The sequence below is a fragment of the Seleniivibrio sp. genome, assembly GCF_021209385.1.
Classification (GTDB): domain Bacteria; phylum Chrysiogenota; class Deferribacteres; order Deferribacterales; family Geovibrionaceae; genus Seleniivibrio.
This window is the reverse complement of record NZ_JAJOIL010000022.1, coordinates 16532-33035: the sequence shown is the minus strand read 5'-3', so window position 1 is coordinate 33035 and position 16504 is coordinate 16532. Positions and strand designations below refer to the sequence as shown.

At 46.6% G+C, this 16504-nt stretch carries 18 protein-coding genes; 2 read left to right on the top strand and 16 right to left on the bottom strand.

Going from position 1 to position 16504, the window contains the following annotated elements; translation table 11 throughout:
• Positions 1 to 12: 12 nt before the first annotated feature.
• The 8 genes from LRY47_RS06500 to LRY47_RS06465 are packed head-to-tail and all read right to left on the bottom strand — an operon-like array spanning position 13 to position 6838.
• Entirely contained in the window at positions 13 to 471 is a 459-nt protein-coding gene (locus LRY47_RS06500; RefSeq protein WP_295223573.1) for a universal stress protein, read from the bottom strand.
• A gap of 11 nt (positions 472 to 482) precedes the next feature.
• Positions 483 to 854, bottom strand: a complete 372-nt coding sequence (locus LRY47_RS06495; protein WP_295223572.1) for a response regulator — start codon at positions 852 to 854, stop codon at positions 483 to 485.
• 2 nt (positions 855 to 856) lie between these two features.
• Complete coding sequence (locus LRY47_RS06490; protein ID WP_295223570.1) at positions 857 to 1720, bottom strand: TatD family hydrolase; 864 nt, start codon at positions 1718 to 1720, stop codon at positions 857 to 859.
• A gap of 23 nt (positions 1721 to 1743) precedes the next feature.
• Positions 1744 to 3672: a methionine--tRNA ligase gene (gene metG, locus LRY47_RS06485; RefSeq protein WP_295223569.1), complete on the bottom strand. Its 1929-nt coding sequence runs from the start codon at positions 3670 to 3672 to the stop codon at positions 1744 to 1746.
• Entirely contained in the window at positions 3669 to 4418 is a 750-nt protein-coding gene (ricT, locus tag LRY47_RS06480) for a regulatory iron-sulfur-containing complex subunit RicT (protein WP_295223567.1), read from the bottom strand. The genes metG and ricT overlap by 4 nt, the downstream gene beginning before the upstream one ends.
• Entirely contained in the window at positions 4405 to 5283 is an 879-nt protein-coding gene (locus LRY47_RS06475; RefSeq protein ID WP_295223565.1) for a DNA polymerase III subunit delta', read from the bottom strand. Before LRY47_RS06475 ends, ricT begins: the two co-directional genes overlap by 14 nt.
• Positions 5280 to 5915: a dTMP kinase gene (tmk, locus tag LRY47_RS06470; RefSeq protein WP_295223564.1), complete on the bottom strand. Its 636-nt coding sequence runs from the start codon at positions 5913 to 5915 to the stop codon at positions 5280 to 5282. Before tmk ends, LRY47_RS06475 begins: the two co-directional genes overlap by 4 nt.
• Positions 5912 to 6838 carry an MOSC domain-containing protein gene (locus tag LRY47_RS06465; protein ID WP_295223563.1) on the bottom strand — a complete coding sequence of 309 codons (927 nt, stop codon included), beginning with the start codon at positions 6836 to 6838 and terminating at the stop codon, positions 5912 to 5914. The genes tmk and LRY47_RS06465 overlap by 4 nt, the downstream gene beginning before the upstream one ends.
• Positions 6839 to 6963: 125 nt before the next feature.
• Between LRY47_RS06465 and LRY47_RS06460 the strand changes: the two genes are divergently transcribed.
• Together LRY47_RS06460 and cysK are read left to right on the top strand one after the other, a co-directional pair.
• Complete coding sequence (locus tag LRY47_RS06460) at positions 6964 to 7167, top strand: copper ion binding protein (protein WP_295223562.1); 204 nt, start codon at positions 6964 to 6966, stop codon at positions 7165 to 7167.
• A complete protein-coding gene (gene cysK / locus LRY47_RS06455; protein ID WP_295223560.1) occupies positions 7164 to 8108 on the top strand; it encodes a cysteine synthase A in 945 nt (314 codons plus the stop codon). The genes LRY47_RS06460 and cysK overlap by 4 nt, the downstream gene beginning before the upstream one ends.
• Before the next feature lie 36 nt (positions 8109 to 8144).
• Here the strand turns inward: cysK and LRY47_RS06450 are convergent, their stop codons facing one another.
• The 8 genes from LRY47_RS06450 to LRY47_RS06415 all read right to left on the bottom strand — a co-directional run bounded on the left by LRY47_RS06450 (position 8145) and on the right by LRY47_RS06415 (position 16504).
• Positions 8145 to 9110, bottom strand: coding sequence for a DUF2860 family protein (locus LRY47_RS06450; protein WP_295223559.1), 966 nt, complete (start codon positions 9108 to 9110; stop codon positions 8145 to 8147).
• A gap of 78 nt (positions 9111 to 9188) precedes the next feature.
• A complete protein-coding gene (locus tag LRY47_RS06445; RefSeq protein ID WP_295223558.1) occupies positions 9189 to 10448 on the bottom strand; it encodes an ATP-binding protein in 1260 nt (419 codons plus the stop codon).
• A complete protein-coding gene (locus LRY47_RS06440; RefSeq protein ID WP_295223557.1) occupies positions 10445 to 11131 on the bottom strand; it encodes a response regulator transcription factor in 687 nt (228 codons plus the stop codon). Before LRY47_RS06440 ends, LRY47_RS06445 begins: the two co-directional genes overlap by 4 nt.
• 65 nt (positions 11132 to 11196) lie before the next feature.
• Positions 11197 to 11718: a ferritin gene (locus LRY47_RS06435; protein WP_295223556.1), complete on the bottom strand. Its 522-nt coding sequence runs from the start codon at positions 11716 to 11718 to the stop codon at positions 11197 to 11199.
• 11 nt (positions 11719 to 11729) lie between these two features.
• Positions 11730 to 13307, bottom strand: coding sequence for a 1,4-alpha-glucan branching protein domain-containing protein (locus LRY47_RS06430; protein WP_295223555.1), 1578 nt, complete (start codon positions 13305 to 13307; stop codon positions 11730 to 11732).
• The gene (locus LRY47_RS06425; RefSeq protein ID WP_295223554.1) at positions 13307 to 14056 is read right to left on the bottom strand and encodes a DUF4912 domain-containing protein; all 750 of its coding nucleotides are present in this window, start codon (positions 14054 to 14056) and stop codon (positions 13307 to 13309) included. The genes LRY47_RS06430 and LRY47_RS06425 overlap by 1 nt, the downstream gene beginning before the upstream one ends.
• Positions 14053 to 15480 carry a glycogen/starch synthase gene (locus LRY47_RS06420; RefSeq protein ID WP_295223553.1) on the bottom strand — a complete coding sequence of 476 codons (1428 nt, stop codon included), beginning with the start codon at positions 15478 to 15480 and terminating at the stop codon, positions 14053 to 14055. Before LRY47_RS06420 ends, LRY47_RS06425 begins: the two co-directional genes overlap by 4 nt.
• A gap of 4 nt (positions 15481 to 15484) precedes the next feature.
• Positions 15485 to 16504: a DUF4931 domain-containing protein gene (locus LRY47_RS06415; RefSeq protein ID WP_295223551.1), complete on the bottom strand. Its 1020-nt coding sequence runs from the start codon at positions 16502 to 16504 to the stop codon at positions 15485 to 15487.

The following is a 16504-nucleotide window of genomic DNA, read 5'->3' as shown; positions in this document are numbered from 1 at the left end:
AACGCCCCGTATCTACTCTTCTGCTTTTTTCCTGACTGAAAGAACAGGACAAGGAGCCTTGCGAACAACCTTTTCCGCTGTCGAGCCGAAAAGAACGTGTTCAAATCCTGTGCGTCCGTGTGTACCGATAACGATAAGGTCTGTGCCTGATTCCTGCGCAACACGCACTATCTCTTCGTCGGCAATACCTTTCGCCATGGTGTATTTATATTTGACACCTTCAAGAACCTTTGCGTTCGCAATGAACTCCTGAAGTTTCGCCGTAGCTCCGTCCTCCATATCCTTCGCGAGGTTCTGCACTGTTATCTGCGGCAGGTAAAAGGACACAAGCTGGCTTTCGTCCAGCATAACGTGCAGAAGTTCAAGCTCGGCATCAAACAGCTTCGCCATCTCCGCAGCATAGTTCAGCGCGTATGCCGACGGATCGGAGAAATCCGTAGGATAAAGGATTTTGTTAACATTTATTGTCATATAAACCTCCGTTAAGATTGATTTTTCTTCAAAACCTTGGCGCAAAGCTCAAGAAGCTGGGACACGTCATAAGGTTTATAAAGCACATCCACAGCACCCATCTGGAATGCGTTCAGCATGTTGTCTATTCTGTTGAAACCTGTGAGAACGATGACGGGGATCTCTCTGCCCGCTGAGCCGAGTGAATACAGAAACTGTATTCCGTCGGACACCGGCATGACAAGATCAGTTATGATTATGTCATATTCCTTATCCTTCACCATATCCCGGGCAAAAAGTCCGTTCTCCGCAGTATCAACCTCGTAGCCCTCTGCCTCAAAAAGTTCTCTGAGAGCAAACAGCTCCAATTCATTGTCATCTACCAGTAAAACATTGTGTTTCATAATCAGGCCTGAAAAAGGGTATTGTAGTTCTTTTCCAATTGTACCGCAAATTCATATAAATTCATGCTTTTTATTATGGAAATTTCGTATGCGTTGTAAACGGTGTTTGCAGGCTCGTTTGTTTTGCCGCGCAACGGCATCGGGGAGAGGTACGGGGAGTCTGTTTCCGTGAGCAAACGGTCAACAGGGACATATTGAAGCGTCGCCCGCAGGTCGTCTGATTTTGAATAGGTGACAGGTCCGGCATACGATATATAAAAACCGTTGTCCAGCGCCCACCGCAAAAGCTGGATGTCGCCGCTGAAACAGTGGATTATACCGTTTCTGTCCCGTCCGCGCACCTCTTCGTCAAGGATGCGTACGCAATCCTCCGCTGAATCGCGGTTGTGTATGACCACAGGTTTTTTATATTCTTTTGCAAGCTGCAGGAAATGACGGAAAACCTTCTGCTGCACGTCGCGCGGAGAAAGATCATAGAAGTAATCCAGACCTATCTCGCCGATAGCGATACATTTCGGATACGTAAACAGTTTATGAAAACCTTTGGTTACATCAGAGTCATCGTAAGCCTCAGAAAAATCGTAGCTGGAGGAATCGTGGGGGTGGATGCCGGCGGCGAAAAATACGCGTTCGTGCGATGCGGCGGCTTTCTGCGCAAGGAGACTGTCCTCAAGCCCGCAGCCGATGGTTACGATGCGGCGGACATAGTTCTCGTCCGCGCGGCTGATAACCCCTTCCATATCCTCTGCAAGGGGTTCCATGTGTATATGCGCGTGGGAATCCGTAAAGAAAGCCCCCGCTTCGCCCGCGCTTTTCAGTTCCATAAGGAACTGATGGTGCAGCGGACTGCCTTTTTTGTTTATCATTGCAAACTCAATAAATGGGAATATTACTTTATTATTGTTCCCGCTTCAATACTGTCGGGAAGTTCCACAACGACGTGTTTGTCTCCCACAGTGGCGGCAAGTATCATCCCTTCGGAAACGATGCCCATAAGCTTCGCAGGTTTCAGGTTGGCGACAACCGCAACGGTCTTGCCCTTCATGTCGTCTGCGCTGTAGCTTTTCGCGATACCGGAAACAACCTGACGGGTCTCTCCGCCGCCTATGTCTATTTTGAGTTTGAGAAGTTTGTCGGATTTTTCCACTTTCTCAGCCTCAACAACCTTTGCCGCTTTCAGCAACATTTTGGAGAAATACGCGAAATCTATGTCTTCAACGACCTCTTCTTTCTTCTCCACAGGTTTTTCAGCTGGTTTCAGCGATTCCAGCATCTCTTTTTCGTCGATTCTGGGGAAAAGCTGTTCAGCTTCGCCGAGTTTCTGTCCGCTTTCAAGCTTTCTGACAGCTTTCAGCGATTTTTCATCAGCTTTTTCTATATCAAGTGATGTATTAAGCTGTTTGCGTATCTTCACCGCTGTGTCGGGTATGAACGGATACAGCAGGAGCGATACGAGACGGATGCCGTCAAGTACAGTGTAAAGCACTGAACCGAGTGCATCTTTTTTCGCTTCGTCCTTGGCAAGCGCCCAGGGTGCGTTGTCGTCGATATATTTGTTAAGTCCGCTCACCAGTTCCCAAAGGGATGCGAGCGCCTTGTTGAACGCAAGGTTGTTCAGGTGACCGTCAACTTCGTCAAACACTCTGCTGACAAGTGCTTCCAGAGCCTCGTCATATTCGCCCTTAACACTGCATGCGGGAACGATACCGTCAAAATAACGGTTAACCATACCCATGGTACGGTTCAGCAGGTTGCCGAGGTCGTTGGCAAGGTCGCCGTTGATGCGGTGTATAAGCCCTTTGAACGAGAAGTCGCCGTCCAGTCCGAACGGAACCTCGCGCAGAAGGAAATAGCGGATGGCATCCACGCCGAATTTTTCAACCAGCCAGTTGGGGTCAATTGCGTTACCCATGGATTTGGACATCTTCTGTCCTTCCACAGTCCACCAGCCGTGAGCAAACACGCTTTTGGGGAGTTCAACTCCCGCGCTTAAAAGCATTGTAGGCCAATAGACGGTGTGGAAACGAAGTATATCTTTACCCACCACATGGAAATCCGCAGGCCAGTATTTTTTGAAATTGCTGTCATCATCCACGCCATAGCCAAGAGCCGCGATATAGTTTGTCAGCGCATCCAGCCACACATAGATAACGTGGTCTTCATCTTCCGGAACAGGGATTCCCCATTTGAAAGATACGCGTGAAACCGAAAGGTCGCGCAGACCCTCTTTTATAAACGAGATTATCTCGTTGCGTCTCGATTCGGGACGGATGAAATCTTTATTTTCTTCAATATGTTTAAGAAGCTGATCGCCGTATTTGCTCATTTTGAAGAAATAGCTGGGTTCTTTCAGCTTGCTTGTTTCGCGTCCGCACGAAGGACAGCAGTTGCCGTCCAGAAGCTGTGTTTCTGTGAGGTAGGTCTCACAGGGTGTGCAGTACCAGCCCTCGTAGTGGTCGATGTATATATCGCCTTTATCGCGCATTGTGCGGAAAATCTTGCGCACGGCTGCCTTATGTTTTTCGTCTGTTGTACGGATGAAATCGGTATTCGAGATATTGAGAACTTTCCAGAGGCTCTGATACCGTTGAACAACCTCATCTGCCAGCGCTTTGGGGGTTATGTTGCGTTTCTGCGCCGCCTGCTCGATCTTCTGACCGTGTTCGTCGGTTCCTGTAAGGAAGAAAACATCGTATCCGCACAGTCTTTTATATCTGCTCACGGTGTCGCACGCAACCGTCGTGTATGCGTGACCTATGTGTGGAACGTCGTTTACATAATAGATGGGCGTGGTGATATAAAATGTTCTGCCGCTCATATGTCTCCTCCGGAATGATCGTCAAGCAGGTCTTTAAGGCGCACCATGTCGTCGCCGTCCATCATCTCCTCTTTTCTGCATCCCGCACAGGAAACGATGTCGCCGTCATATGCGTCCTTTTCATACATCAGACAGCACATGAGCCTTCCGCAAACCCCTGATATCTTCGTGGGGTTAAGGATAAGGTTCTGGTCTTTCGCCATTTTTATTGAAATGTTATCAAATTTTCTAAGGAATGTTGAACAGCAGAATTCTTTTCCGCAAAGTCCGAATCCGCCTATCATCTTGGTGGCGTCGCGCACGCCCACCTGACGCATTTCGATACGGGTGCGGAAAACACGCGCAAGGTCGCGCACAAGCTGGCGGAAGTCTATTCTGCCGTCGGCGGTGAAGAAGAATGTCAGCTTGCTTCTGTCCAGCGTATATTCAGCTTTCAGAAGTTTCATATCCAGATTATGCTGAACCACAAATTCTTTACAGGCTTTAAAAGCCGCAGGCTCGTCCGCCGCGTTCAGTTTTCTCTGTTCAAAATCCGCCATGGTAGCCTTGCGGACAACGTTTTTCATTTCAGCTTTGTCGTCAACCTCTATTTCACGGGCAGAGTGGATGACGTTTGCCATATCCTCGCCCTTTTCAGTTTCAACTATAACTTTTTCTCCAAATCGCGCCTCTACCCCACAGGAGAGGAAATCATATATCTTGCCCGCGGGCTTGAAAGCCACGCCAATGGCATTAACTTTTTTCACTAAGTACCTCAACAGTTTTTATGTACAGGTCAAACCTGAATATGTCTAAACTGACATTATACTCAAGCCTTTTCAAAATATCCAGCAAATAGTTGGAAAATGCGAGCATAGTTTCGCTACCTGTTTTCTTATACCTTTCAAGAAGATATCCGTACAGCGAAGCGCAGTATGCCCGAATCTTGTCCTTGTCGTCCAGTGATTCTATCTCATAGAACAGTTCAACAGGATTAAGCCTGCTATTGAATTCAGGCTGTTTTTCCATGCTTTCCAGCAGATAAAGAGCGTATCCGGCAGAACCGGAGCTTATGGAAACAGCCCTTTCTATCTCTTCATCGGTCTTCTGAGAGTGCAGACGGACTACGCTTGCAACCTCTTCGTCTGAAAGCACTCCGAAGCCTATGTTTATACATCTTGACCTGATGGTATGCAGAACCTGCGTATATCTCGATGTGATAAGGAAAAAATGCGTATCTTCCGGCGGTTCCTCAAGGGTCTTCAGCAGGGCGTTTGCAGCCTCCAGCCCAAAGGTGTCCGCGCTGTCAATGATGTAAACTTTTCTCGATGCCGAAAGTGGCGTCATAAAGGCGTTAGAGGAAATCTCGCGCGCCCTGTCTATTTTAAGCGGTGATTCCTCAACAATGTGTATATCAGGATGCGAACCGCTGTCAGCAAGTGTGCAGTGGCGGCATTTACAGTTTTCCATGAACGAGCCGTTCTCGCACAAAAGCGCCTTTGCAAGTTCCTTTGCGAAAAGCTTTTTGCCGATGCCGTCCCGCCCGCTCAGAATATAGGCATGATGGAGCCTGTTCTCTTTCAGAACCCGTCCGAATATCTCCTTCTCTCTTTCATGCCCTATTACGTTCATATAAAATTATCCAATATAGCAATAACATCAGAAAGCACTGCTTCGGGCGCCTGCATTCCGTTTATCGTCCATACGTTCTCGTGGGTGTCAGCATACCATACGAACCCTTCGTGTACCTTTTCATAAAACTCCGTGCCAAGCGACTCAAACTTACCCTCATCCTGCATCATGCCGTCACGTTTCAGTCTGGCAATCGCCCTGTCAAGGGCTGTCTTCGGGTCTATGTCGATGATAAAGGTGATGTCCGGCATCCTCTTTACGCTGTGTTTGCTCAGAAAATCCAGAAACGGCTTATCCAGTCCCCTTCCGAAAATCTGATATGCATAAGTTGACGACAGAAATCTGTCGCTGATAACGTCCCTGCCCGCTTCAAGGTTCGGCAGAACAAGCTTTGTCTGATGTTCAAGCCTGTCCGCACAATAGAGCATAAGCTCCGTCTCCGGTTCGAGTGAGAACTTCTGGTTCACCAAAAGCTGGCGCAGAAGCATCCCCACCTCAGTACCGCCCGGCTCGCGGGTGAGTTTCACCCGTCTGCCGAGCTTCATAAATTCTTTGTAAATGCCCTGTGAAAGAGTTGTCTTGCCGCAGCCGTCAATTCCGTCCAGAGCTATATAGAGCGGGTAGTCCTTCACTGAGCGCAGTCCGCCTGTGATCCCTGCAGTTTTTCGATGCAGTGGGGAATGGCGTCAACAACGACGTCAAGATTCTCCACAGCGCCTTTAGGGCTGCCGGGAACGTTTATTATGAGTGTTTTGCCGCGTACACCTACAACAGCGCGGCTGATAAGTGCGCGGTTTGTCTTTTCAAAGCTCTTCATGCGCATAGCCTCTTCAAAACCGGGCAGACGTCTTTCAATGACGTTCAGAGTTGCATCCGGAGCTATGTCGCGGGGAGAAACGCCTGTTGAGCCGTTGGTCACAACAAGGTCGAACTTTTGCAGATCGCACATATATTTAAGAGCGTCTTCAAGCTCTTTCTGCTCATCCGCCATAACTTCATTCCTGGTGAAGCAGACTTTCAGTCTGTCGTTGAGCATCTTTGCAACTGCGGGACCTGTCTCATCAACACGCTCGCCTTTGCTTCCCTTGTCGCTGAGAGTTATGACGCATACGGAAAGTCCTTCTTTGCGGGTAATAGTGAATTCGTCGCCCACTTTAACTTTTCCATCGTTGCGGACAACGCCGAAAATACCTTCGCGCGGCATAACGCAGTCGCCTGCGGCGTAATACACAGCGCATCTGTGGTGGCAGAGTTTCCCAAGCTGGCTGATGGTCAGTTCAACACCGCCAACCATAACGGTGTCGCCAACAGCAAGGCTTAAGAGGTCTGCACCCTCTGTTGTGATGTTCTCCGCAAAGTCGCCGCTGTCGACGTTCAGCCCTTTGTCCTTCATCTTCTGAATGCTTTCTGTGGCAAGCAGACTCACCTGTCTGTGCCACTTTCCTGCGTGCGCGTCATCCTTAATACCGAAATCGGTGATAAGCTCTACGCTGTCCACAGGCGTTTTCTTAACGCCCTTTTCCCTGCTTATGTTCAGGCTCTGAACTTTTGCCATGATAAACCCCCTTATATAGGCAAAATAATATATGTCTTATTTTGTTTTGTATTGCAAAAATATAAGAAATGGAGGAAATTGTCAACTAAGGCGGACAATAACGCCCGGTCATACGGAGGTTTTCAATGAAAGAAAAAGTTTTCAACGTATCAGGAATGAAGTGCAAACATTGCGTTATGACAGTTACAGAGGCTGTTACAGAGCTTGACGGCGTTCAGTCATGTGACGTAAACCTTGAAAAAGGTACAGTCACAGTTAAATTTGAAGATTCTCTGGAAGAATCATCAATCACATCCGCTATTAAAGAAGAAGGATTCGGAGTGGCATGAAGGTCTTTGACAACAACACCCTTGCCATAGGCGAAACTCCTCTGATAAAACTGAACAAGATAAAGGGTTCCGAAAAAAATAATATCCTTGTTAAGGTTGAAGGGCGCAACCCCGCATATTCCGTTAAATGCAGAGTGGGCGCGTTCATCTTTAACGAAGCGATAAAAAACGGCGAGATTAAATCAGGAATGTCCGTTCTGGAAGCCACCAGCGGTAATACAGGAATAGGTCTTGCGTTCGCAGGCGCGGCGCTGGGTTATGAGGTCGTCATTGTGATGCCTGACAATATGAGCCTTGAAAGGCGTATGATGATGAAGGCTTTCGGCGCGAAACTCATCCTTACGGACGGCGCGAAAGGCATGGCAGGAGCCGTTGCCGAAGCAGACAGGATGCTTGCCGAGAACCCTGAAAAATATTACCTCGCAAATCAGTTCCGCAACCCGTACAACCCTCTGGTGCATGAAAAAACAACAGGTCCAGAAATCCTCAGAGACACTGACGGATGCGTGGACATGGTCGTTTCGTCCATCGGAACGGGCGGCACCATAACAGGTATCGGAAGGTTTCTGAAAGAGCGGGCAGGAAAAAACGTTATCATCGTTGGCGTTGAGCCGACAAAAAGCCCTGTGATCAGCCAGAAACTTAAAGGCGAAAAACTGAAACCGGGTCCCCACGGGATTCAGGGCATCGGCGCAGGGTTCATCCCCGAAACGCTCGACCTTAAGATACTCGACCGCATGGAAACCGTGGAAGATTCAGTTGCACTGGACTATTCCAGAATGATGGCAAAGGACGAAGGAATAATCTGCGGAATATCCTCCGGAGCCGCTGTCGCCGCCGCGATCAACGCCGCGGACGAGATGGGGCTTGAAGGTAAGAATATAGTCGTAATACTTCCCGATTCAGGCGAAAGATACCTTAGTTCAGGACTGTTCAACTGATATAAAGAGGCAGGGGTTTAAGCCCCTGCCTGAATCTTAATAATTAAGTCCGATTCCTATCAGACCGACTGTTTTGTTCCCTTCATAAAAATCTATATTAGATTCTTTTGCTGAAAAGATTATCTGACCGTACAAATATGTATTTTTCAAATCGAAAGGTTCCTTAAATGTTGTCCTGTGGGAAAACATTCCTTCATTATCTTCCCTTTTTTTATCAAAATATGTATTTTTATTATCATATTCAGTTGCAACAGCGCGGTATCCTGTATCAAAATCGAATCTTTTTGTACTATATCTGTGAAATATACTGAATTTCGCTTCATTTCTGTCTTCAAAACTTCCATCTGCGTCATAACTACGGGCATTCAGCGAAATTTTAAGAGAGTTATGATCGGAAAATCTGAACAGCCATCCGACAGCTGCACCTGCAAAATCAGCATCACGTTTCAGACGGTCATCAGTCACATCATCGTCATCAACACTCTGCTGTCCTCCTTCAACCGCAAAAAAAGCTCCGGAACCCATTATAGAATCAATGCCCACTTCGGCCTTGGTTGTGATCATAAAGGTTTTGTCCCTGTCATATTCAGTTGAGCCGCCGTTCAGAGGCGCATTTTTATAGGGATCTTTCCAAACATTCGCGGCATTCACTGAGCCTGAAACATAAATTGTCCCCACACTGTCAGCAGATTTGGCAAGCTTAAGGATAAGACCGTCGCCGAGAGTATCCAGTGCAAGAGATGCATCGATTTTTGACCCTTCAAAATGATAACCCACAAGGAAATTAAGCAGAACAGCAGCAACATTTTCATTTCCGTTGCTGCCGGAAAGGTTCGTTAATTTGTCATCATCGCCCCATGCCTCATCACCTGCCGGTTCACCTGTCAGAAAACCACCGACAAGTTCAACATTGCCGTAAAACCCGTTTTCTTTCTTTTCTTCTGCATAAGCTGAAAAGGCAAAAAACATGGTAGCGAATAATACCGTTAGTATTTTTTTCATTTTCTCCTCCTGTTTATCAGAAAACAGGCTATCAGAAATGAAAAATACAATCTGTTTTGATTTTGTTTTAAAAATGTATCAAATTGTAACAGAGACTGATCTGAGTATCAGAGAAAAAGAGGCGCCGCCGCCTTCCCGGTTTTTCGCCGTTACCGTTCCACCGTGAAGTTCTGCTATCTTTTTAACTATGGCAAGCCCCAACCCTTGTCCCTCAGCCGACTGTCCATCCGGTCTGTAAAAAGGCTTGAAAAGTTTATCTATTGTATCTTTGTCAAGCCCGGGACCTCTGTCGTTCACAGCAATTATAACATCCCCGTCAACACATCGAACTGACAGCTCCGCCTTAGTCCCTGAGTATTTCAGACTGTTGCCAACAAGGTTATTAACTGCAATATTGATCAGCTTCTCGTCAGCGTTGATAAAAACGTCTTTACAGGATTCATCTGCGACAGTTTCCACCTGTCCTGCGACAGTTCCGGCGTAATCGTGTACCCATTCGCATACGTTGATATTTTTAACCGAGGTGAAATCCTCTCTTCTGTTAAGTCTCGCATAGGTAAGCATGGAAGATATAAGACTCTCCAGTCTTTCGGAATCTTTCCTTATACCGTTCAATGCCTCCGTATCCGGCACAGAAGATGCCAGTTTCTCTATCTCAAATTTCATGCATGCTATAGGTGTTTTAAGCTCATGAGCAAGCGCGTTGGTAAGATCCCTGTGGGAAGAAATAAGGTCACTCGTTCGCTGCGCCATATCGTTAAATATAGCTGCGATCGGTTTTATAAAAGTGGCTCTTCCGGCTTTTATCCTGTAGCTGAAATCACCCCTGCCGAAAGCGGAAGCCGCTTTGCCTATCTTCTCCATTTCTTTCCAGATATAAAAAACAAAAAAGAAGGTACATAAAAATATGAAAGAAATAGCTATCATATTAGCCATCACGAGAAGATAAAGACCGTACTGCCTGATTTTAAAAGGTCCGAGGATAAACACGTCATCCGAACCGGGAATCCGTTTTTTGAACAGGTCTCCTTCCATGTTTGTCACAACGGAACCGTTCATAACGGCTGCGCGCTCATCTGCCGGTATTTCGCTCAGATTCACTATCTCAAGTGGATAACCGTGACGATTTGTATATTCGGAAATATACTCGCGTCTCTCTTTGGCACTCATTTTCTGAAGAATATCTGTGAACATTTCCATGGGAGTTTCGCCGATAAAAACGTTGGTCTCCAGAACCTCATTTTTGAAAAAAACTCTTAAGGCATTGTTGGTCAGGGCATTTCCCGACAATATGACTGCCATAAAGAAAATCGCTGCATATGCAAACAGCTTTTTCATCTGGGAGCACCCATGTCTTTAACAAGCATATAACCCTTTCCCCAGACAGTTTTTATTTTTTCAGGGCGCTTATCGCTGTCGCCAATTTTCTTCCTCAGTCTGGAAACAGTTATATCGACTGTTCTGTCCAGCCCGTCGTAGTTTATTCCGCGCAGTCTTTCAGATATATCGTCGCGGCTCATTGTAAGTCCGGCATTTTCCGCAAGGAAAATAAGCAGCTCATATTCATTCGGCGACAGAATAACTTCTTTCCCGTCAAGAGTCACTTTGCGGGCGCCGGTATCTATCTCCAGTCCGCAGAAATAGAACAATGCCGAAGGTTTTCCGGCGTATCTTCTTGATACTGCACGCAGTCTTGCCAAAAGAACGCGTGGCTCAATAGGTTTTGTAATATAGTCGTCTGCACCCATTTCAAGGGCAGCAACCTCGTCCATGTTGTCATCCTGCGCCGTCAGAAAAAGAATGAATCCGCTGAAACCGTGTCTTATCCTTCTACATATCTCCATGCCGTTCATTCCGGGAAGCATCATATCCAAAAGCACTATTTCAGGCTGCAGCTTTATTGCAGTGTTCATACCCTCTTCGCCGTCATGGGCAAGAAGAACTTCAAAACCGTTCTTTTCCAGATAATCTTTTATCAGCTCAGCAAGCCGCAGATCATCCTCAATATAAAGTATCTTCATAAATCTCAGCTGACAAAAAAACCCCTCGTATCCAAGGGGTTTTCCAATTTTGTATTTGGTTTGTATTATGCCTGTGAACCGGGAACCGTGGGCTGAACGTATACCCTTGTTGCAAGCTCGGCGTTTATCATGAAAAGCCCCTGTCCGGTGCTTCCCGCCAGTTTCAGCTTGTCTTTGATATCTTTAACGTTCGCCTCTTCCTCCTGCTGTTCTGTGATGAACCACTGGAGCCAGCTGTGGGTTCCGTGATCCTTTTCTTCCAGAGCAAGTGAAGCGAGTTCGTAGATTCTTTTTGTAACTTCTCTTTCGTGTGTGAGCGTTTCATCGAAAAGCTCATAAGCGTCTTTATATTCTTTTTTCGGTTTTTCTATCTGCTCAAGCTCAACTTCGCCGTCCTGATCCAGAATATAGTTGTAGAATCTGTCCGCATGGAACAGCTCTTCCTGAAACTGAACGTGAAACCAGTTGGAAAATCCTTTGAGTCCCATTGTGTTTGAATTGGCTGCCATCGCCAGATACACATATGCTGAATACAGCTCGAAATTAAGCTGTTTGTTGAGCGCTTTCACCATTTTTTTACTTATCATACAGTCTCCTCCTAGCAGTAAATTCTGAAATCCATTGACTGGAATATGCTGTTTTTATTTTCTACCGCCCCCAAAAAGGCGTAATCGAAATCTCTGTTTTCAACCATCTCTTTCAGGCGCAGGAAATTATATATGTGTTCCTTCGTGCGCTGAACAGCGTATTCAATAGCGGTACCCGTTGTAACCAGAAACGCCCAGTCGCTTGACTGTGCAAGGAAAAGTTCCCTCGACATCTGGTTCAGGCATCTGCGGATAGTATCGTCGCCTGTATTATGGTGATACTTCGCCAGATTCACCATACTGTCAGACATAAAGTGCAGATGTCTGTATATCCAGTCGTTGCCCTGATTCAGCCACACATCGTAATAGCCTTTATCGCCCCATGACGACGGATTGACCTTAACAACCTGATTCGTCGGGTATTCATGCAGATATTCAAGCGGCGTAAGAGCCTTCACGACATCGGATTTATCCATCTCTCTGAATACGTTATACAAAAATTCAGGACCCTCGAACCACCAGTGACCGAAAAGCTCCGCATCGTAAGGAGAAACCACCATCGGTCTGCGGTCGATAAGTTCCGCAATCTCCTCAACCTGTTTTTCACGTCCTTGTACAAAATGCTTCGCATGGTCGACGGTTTTTTGGGAGGCGATCTCCGGCTGATAGAACTCTTTATAGTCCGAATCGCCGGTTATCCTGTGGTATTTAAGCCCAGTGAACACACGCTCACCGTCGGGGCTGATGTAGGGTTTTATGTATTCGTGGTCAAGGTCGTAACCTATGTCACGGTAGAAGTCTCTGTAATACTCGTCGCCCGGGTAACCCTCTTTTGAACTCCAGACCTGTTTTGACGAATAATAGTCCCGCCCGAAAGCAGCAACGCCGTTCTCCGTATAAACAGGTGCGTAAACGCCGAATCTGGGTCTCGGTTTCGCATAGAGAACACCATGGGTGTCCACAAAGAAATACCGTATGCCGTATTCGGCAAGCACAGCGTCCAGCCCGTCAAAATATGCACATTCAGGCAGCCAGATTCCTTTGGGCGGCTGTCCGAACTTTTCCGCATGACTGCGCACCGCAAGCTCTATCTGAGCGCGCACAGCGTTTGTGGTGTTGTTCAGAAGCGGGAGGAACCCGTGTGTGAATCCGCAAGTTATAACGTCGATATATCCCTTTTCAAGAAAGTGTTTATAGCCGTTTATGAGGCTTCTGCCCAGCCAGCCGTAATAGAAATCACGCAGGTCTTTGAAGCGGTCTCTGTACATAAATGCAAGATGCTCGAAACAGGTGCCTTTCGTGCGGGTTATTTCTTTTTCCGAAAGTTCGATGAGCTTATCCAGATGCTGTTCATATCTGCCCATAAGGAGCGGATCACACATCATCTCCGCCAGCGGAGGTGTAACGGACACAGCAAAACGGAAGTGGACGCCTTCGTCCTCCATCCGCTTCATGTATTTCAGAATTGGAAGATACGTTTCTGATATAGCTTCATAAAACCATTGCTCTTCAAGGAAATATTCATATTCAGGATGCTTTACGAATGGCAGGTGCGAGTGGAGCACCAGCATCCAGTAACCTTTCGGCATCATTCACCGCCTTTGCGGGCAAGTGTCGAAGAGGACATTCCGCCCTCCGCTTTGTGCAGTTTTTTGAAAAGCTCAGAGTGCATTCTCGCACTGGAAAGAAGCTCTTCCTTCTGCATATCTGTAACGCCTGAAAGGGTGTATATCTTCTCAATATTTTCGCCGACTGTCATCCATGTCTCCTCGTCGATGAGGTCGCTTATCCTGTCAGCGGGCATCAGTATCTTCTTGGAAGCGGAAATCATATGGTAGGTGCCTGTTGAGTCAAGCATTCCTATTTCAGACCAGAGCCTTTGTCCTGGGCAGTAGAGGTCGAAATACCAGTTGCCGTATTTGCCCACGCGAACGCTGGCAAGTTCGGAAACTGAATCGTCTTCCCCTGCGTATACTTTCAGTATAAAGACAGGATCCACCGTGTTGAATTCGGAGCAAAAACCATCGACTGTTTTGTCGGAAACTTCCCAGTAGACGTATTCCTTTTTGGGGTTTACGGGAAGAAGAACAACGGTATCAATATTATATCTGTCAGGAATAGGATATTCCTTTTTCGGAACATAAACATCCTGTTTAGGCTGTTCCGGCATAGGGCTGGTCACTGTCTGTCGTGTGGGTTCATCACTTTTTGACACTGTTTTCTCATACTTGGACAAGGCTTTGACAAGTTCATCCTTTGACATCGCACTTCTGTTCTTAATGTTGAATTTTTTGGCGACTTCGTATAGCTCCGCCTTGCTCATCTCTTTAAATTTCATCGGTTGCCTCCAAGAATCCTCTGATAAACCCCTAAAAATTTCTCCGCCGTTTCTGTCCATGAGAAATTAAGCCCCATAACTTTGGCGGCATATTTATACAATATATCTCTATTTTGGAAAAAATCCACTGCTCTATTAATCTGTTTTATCAAATCGTGACGACTGTATCCGTCCATAAAAAAGCCGTAACCGTCAGGCTCGCTTATATCGACGACTGTGTCAATAAGTCCTCCGGTACGTCTGACAACGGGCAGTGCGCCGTATCTCATACCAACTATCTGACTTTTTCCGCAGGGTTCCGTAAGCGACGGGCGCAAAACAAAATCAGCCGCTGCGTATGCTTTGTGGAGCATAGCCTCACTTATACCGATTGATGTGAAAATATTGTCATAATTATTTGCTATTTCCTTAAATTTTGAACAATATTTCGGTTCGCCATAGCCCAGAAAAGCAAAATTCGCTGGTATCTCAGCAAGTTTGTCCGCACTGTCAGCTATCAGCTCCAGACCTTTCCGTTCAGTGAATTTCGTCTCCACCAGAAACAAAGGTCTTTCAATATCCTTAAGTCCGGTTTCCATGAGGAAATCCTCTTTATTGATAAGCTTATCTGAAACACTGGCAGCAGAGTATCGTTTTTTTATGAAGATATCCGTTTCAGGGTCGAACCTTTCGTAGTCCACACCGCCAAGTATTCCCTCTATCCTGTCCTGAAACTTAGCCATGAACGAACCGAGACCAAACGAATTCTCATCCGTCTGCACCTCTCTGGCATAGGTCGGACTTAAAAGCGTTATGAAATCCGAATGTGTCGCCCCGCCTTTCAGAAGGCTGATATTTTCATAAAACTCAAGTTCTTCAATATTATACATCTCCCAAGGAAGTCCGAGGGTCTGTATTGAAAACTTACCGAACACCCCCTGAAAAGTGATGTCGTGTATAGTAAAAACGGTTTTCGCTTTAATATCTTCATAGAAAAGGTGTTTATAAACCGGAACCAGCCCCGCCTGCCATTCGTGGCAATGGATTATATCAGGATTGAGAGCTTTTTCGCGGAGATACTGCAAACACGCAAGACAGAACATTCCGAAACGGATATCGTTATCGGAATAGTCATAACTGGAAGTGCCGTAGATATATCTGCGGTTGAAAAAATCATCGTTGCGGAAAAAAACAAACTTAACGCCGTCCGTCTGCGCAGTATACACGTCAAAAGAGTAGGTCATTCCTGCGGAAAAGATGCTGAAAGACCTCTCAAACTGACATTCATAAGGTTCGTAGCACCCTGCTGATGTATACATCGGAGAAAGAACATGGATGCACTCGCCAAGCTGAGCCTGCGACTTGGCAAGCCCGTAAACTGAATCCCCAAGCATCCCTGTTCTGGAAAAAGGATAAACCTCACTTGTGATATGGGCAACGATCATATTTTCAGTTCACTCCTTTAAGAAAACCCGCCGCGCTTTCGGGAGAGACGGGATTGATGTAGAAGCCTGTTCCGGACTCGAACCCTGCGATACCGGAAAGTCTTGGCGTTATCTCTATGTGCCAGTGGAAATCCTGCTCAATGCTCTGCCAGTAGTTAGGCTGTGACGGTCTTTTGACCACAGGCGGTGAAGTATGCACCACCATGTTCAGCGGCGGATTCTCCAGACATTTATGAAGCCTGCCGAAAACCTCGCGGACAATGTCCGCCAGCCCGCTGAGTTCAGAATCGTCAGTTTTTTCAAAGCAATGCGTGTGCCGTTTCGGGAATATCATAACCTCGAAAGGCAGAGACGAAGCGAACGGACAGAAAGCGATAAAGTCCTGATTTTCATAAACGATCCGTGTTCCTTCATCCTTTTCCTGATTCAGTATATCACAAAAAATACAGCGCTCTTTATTTCTGTAATGCTCCTGTGCGGAAGTCAGCTTCGTTTTAACTATATCCGGCGTAACCGGAAGTGCTATTATCTGTGAATGAGGGTGGTCGATGTTCCCTCCGGCAAGTATCCCATAATTTTTAAAAGGCATTATATATCTGAATCTTGTATCCTTTTTAAGGTCAAGTATCCGCTCTCTGAAAGTTGAAAATACATTCACCAGCACCTTGTCGGTATAGCTGCCGATGTTCATGTGGTGTTTCGGTGTTTCTATGACAACCTCGTGGGCGCCGATACCCGAAACGCAATCGTACATACCCTGGGCAAACCGTTTGAGTTCGCCTTCAATGCGGAATGCCGGATATCTGTTCGGCACAACGCGCGTAAGCCATTGTCCCTGTGCATCTTTAAGTGAAAAAATCTCAGTTCCCGCCTTGTCCTCGTTTCCCTTGCAGAACGGGCAGAAATCAACATGGTTTTCAAGGGTAGTGAGCCGGCGCACAAGAAAATCTTCCGGCTTACGGCTGCGCTCGGAGGCTATCACCGACCATATCTTTTTTACAGGGTCAAATCTCAGTTCCGACAT

Bases quoted from the DNA above. Each gene is read 5' to 3' on its own strand.
- LRY47_RS06500 (WP_295223573.1), bottom strand. From the start codon at position 471: ATGACAATAAATGTTAACAAAATCCTTTATCCTACGGATTTCTCCGAT.
- LRY47_RS06495 (WP_295223572.1), bottom strand. From the start codon at position 854: ATGAAACACAATGTTTTACTGGTAGATGACAATGAATTGGAGCTGTTT.
- LRY47_RS06490 (WP_295223570.1), bottom strand. From the start codon at position 1,720: ATGATAAACAAAAAAGGCAGTCCGCTGCACCATCAGTTCCTTATGGAA.
- metG (WP_295223569.1), bottom strand. From the start codon at position 3,672: ATGAGCGGCAGAACATTTTATATCACCACGCCCATCTATTATGTAAAC.
- LRY47_RS06475 (WP_295223565.1), bottom strand. From the start codon at position 5,283: ATGAACGTAATAGGGCATGAAAGAGAGAAGGAGATATTCGGACGGGTT.
- LRY47_RS06465 (WP_295223563.1), bottom strand. From the start codon at position 6,838: ATGGCAAAAGTTCAGAGCCTGAACATAAGCAGGGAAAAGGGCGTTAAG.
- LRY47_RS06460 (WP_295223562.1), top strand. From the start codon at position 6,964: ATGAAAGAAAAAGTTTTCAACGTATCAGGAATGAAGTGCAAACATTGC.
- cysK (WP_295223560.1), top strand. From the start codon at position 7,164: ATGAAGGTCTTTGACAACAACACCCTTGCCATAGGCGAAACTCCTCTG.
- LRY47_RS06450 (WP_295223559.1), bottom strand. From the start codon at position 9,110: ATGAAAAAAATACTAACGGTATTATTCGCTACCATGTTTTTTGCCTTT.
- LRY47_RS06445 (WP_295223558.1), bottom strand. From the start codon at position 10,448: ATGAAAAAGCTGTTTGCATATGCAGCGATTTTCTTTATGGCAGTCATA.
- LRY47_RS06440 (WP_295223557.1), bottom strand. From the start codon at position 11,131: ATGAAGATACTTTATATTGAGGATGATCTGCGGCTTGCTGAGCTGATA.
- LRY47_RS06435 (WP_295223556.1), bottom strand. From the start codon at position 11,718: ATGATAAGTAAAAAAATGGTGAAAGCGCTCAACAAACAGCTTAATTTC.
- LRY47_RS06430 (WP_295223555.1), bottom strand. From the start codon at position 13,307: ATGCCGAAAGGTTACTGGATGCTGGTGCTCCACTCGCACCTGCCATTC.
- LRY47_RS06425 (WP_295223554.1), bottom strand. From the start codon at position 14,056: ATGAAATTTAAAGAGATGAGCAAGGCGGAGCTATACGAAGTCGCCAAA.
- LRY47_RS06420 (WP_295223553.1), bottom strand. From the start codon at position 15,480: ATGATCGTTGCCCATATCACAAGTGAGGTTTATCCTTTTTCCAGAACA.
- LRY47_RS06415 (WP_295223551.1), bottom strand. From the start codon at position 16,504: ATGTCGGAACTGAGATTTGACCCTGTAAAAAAGATATGGTCGGTGATA.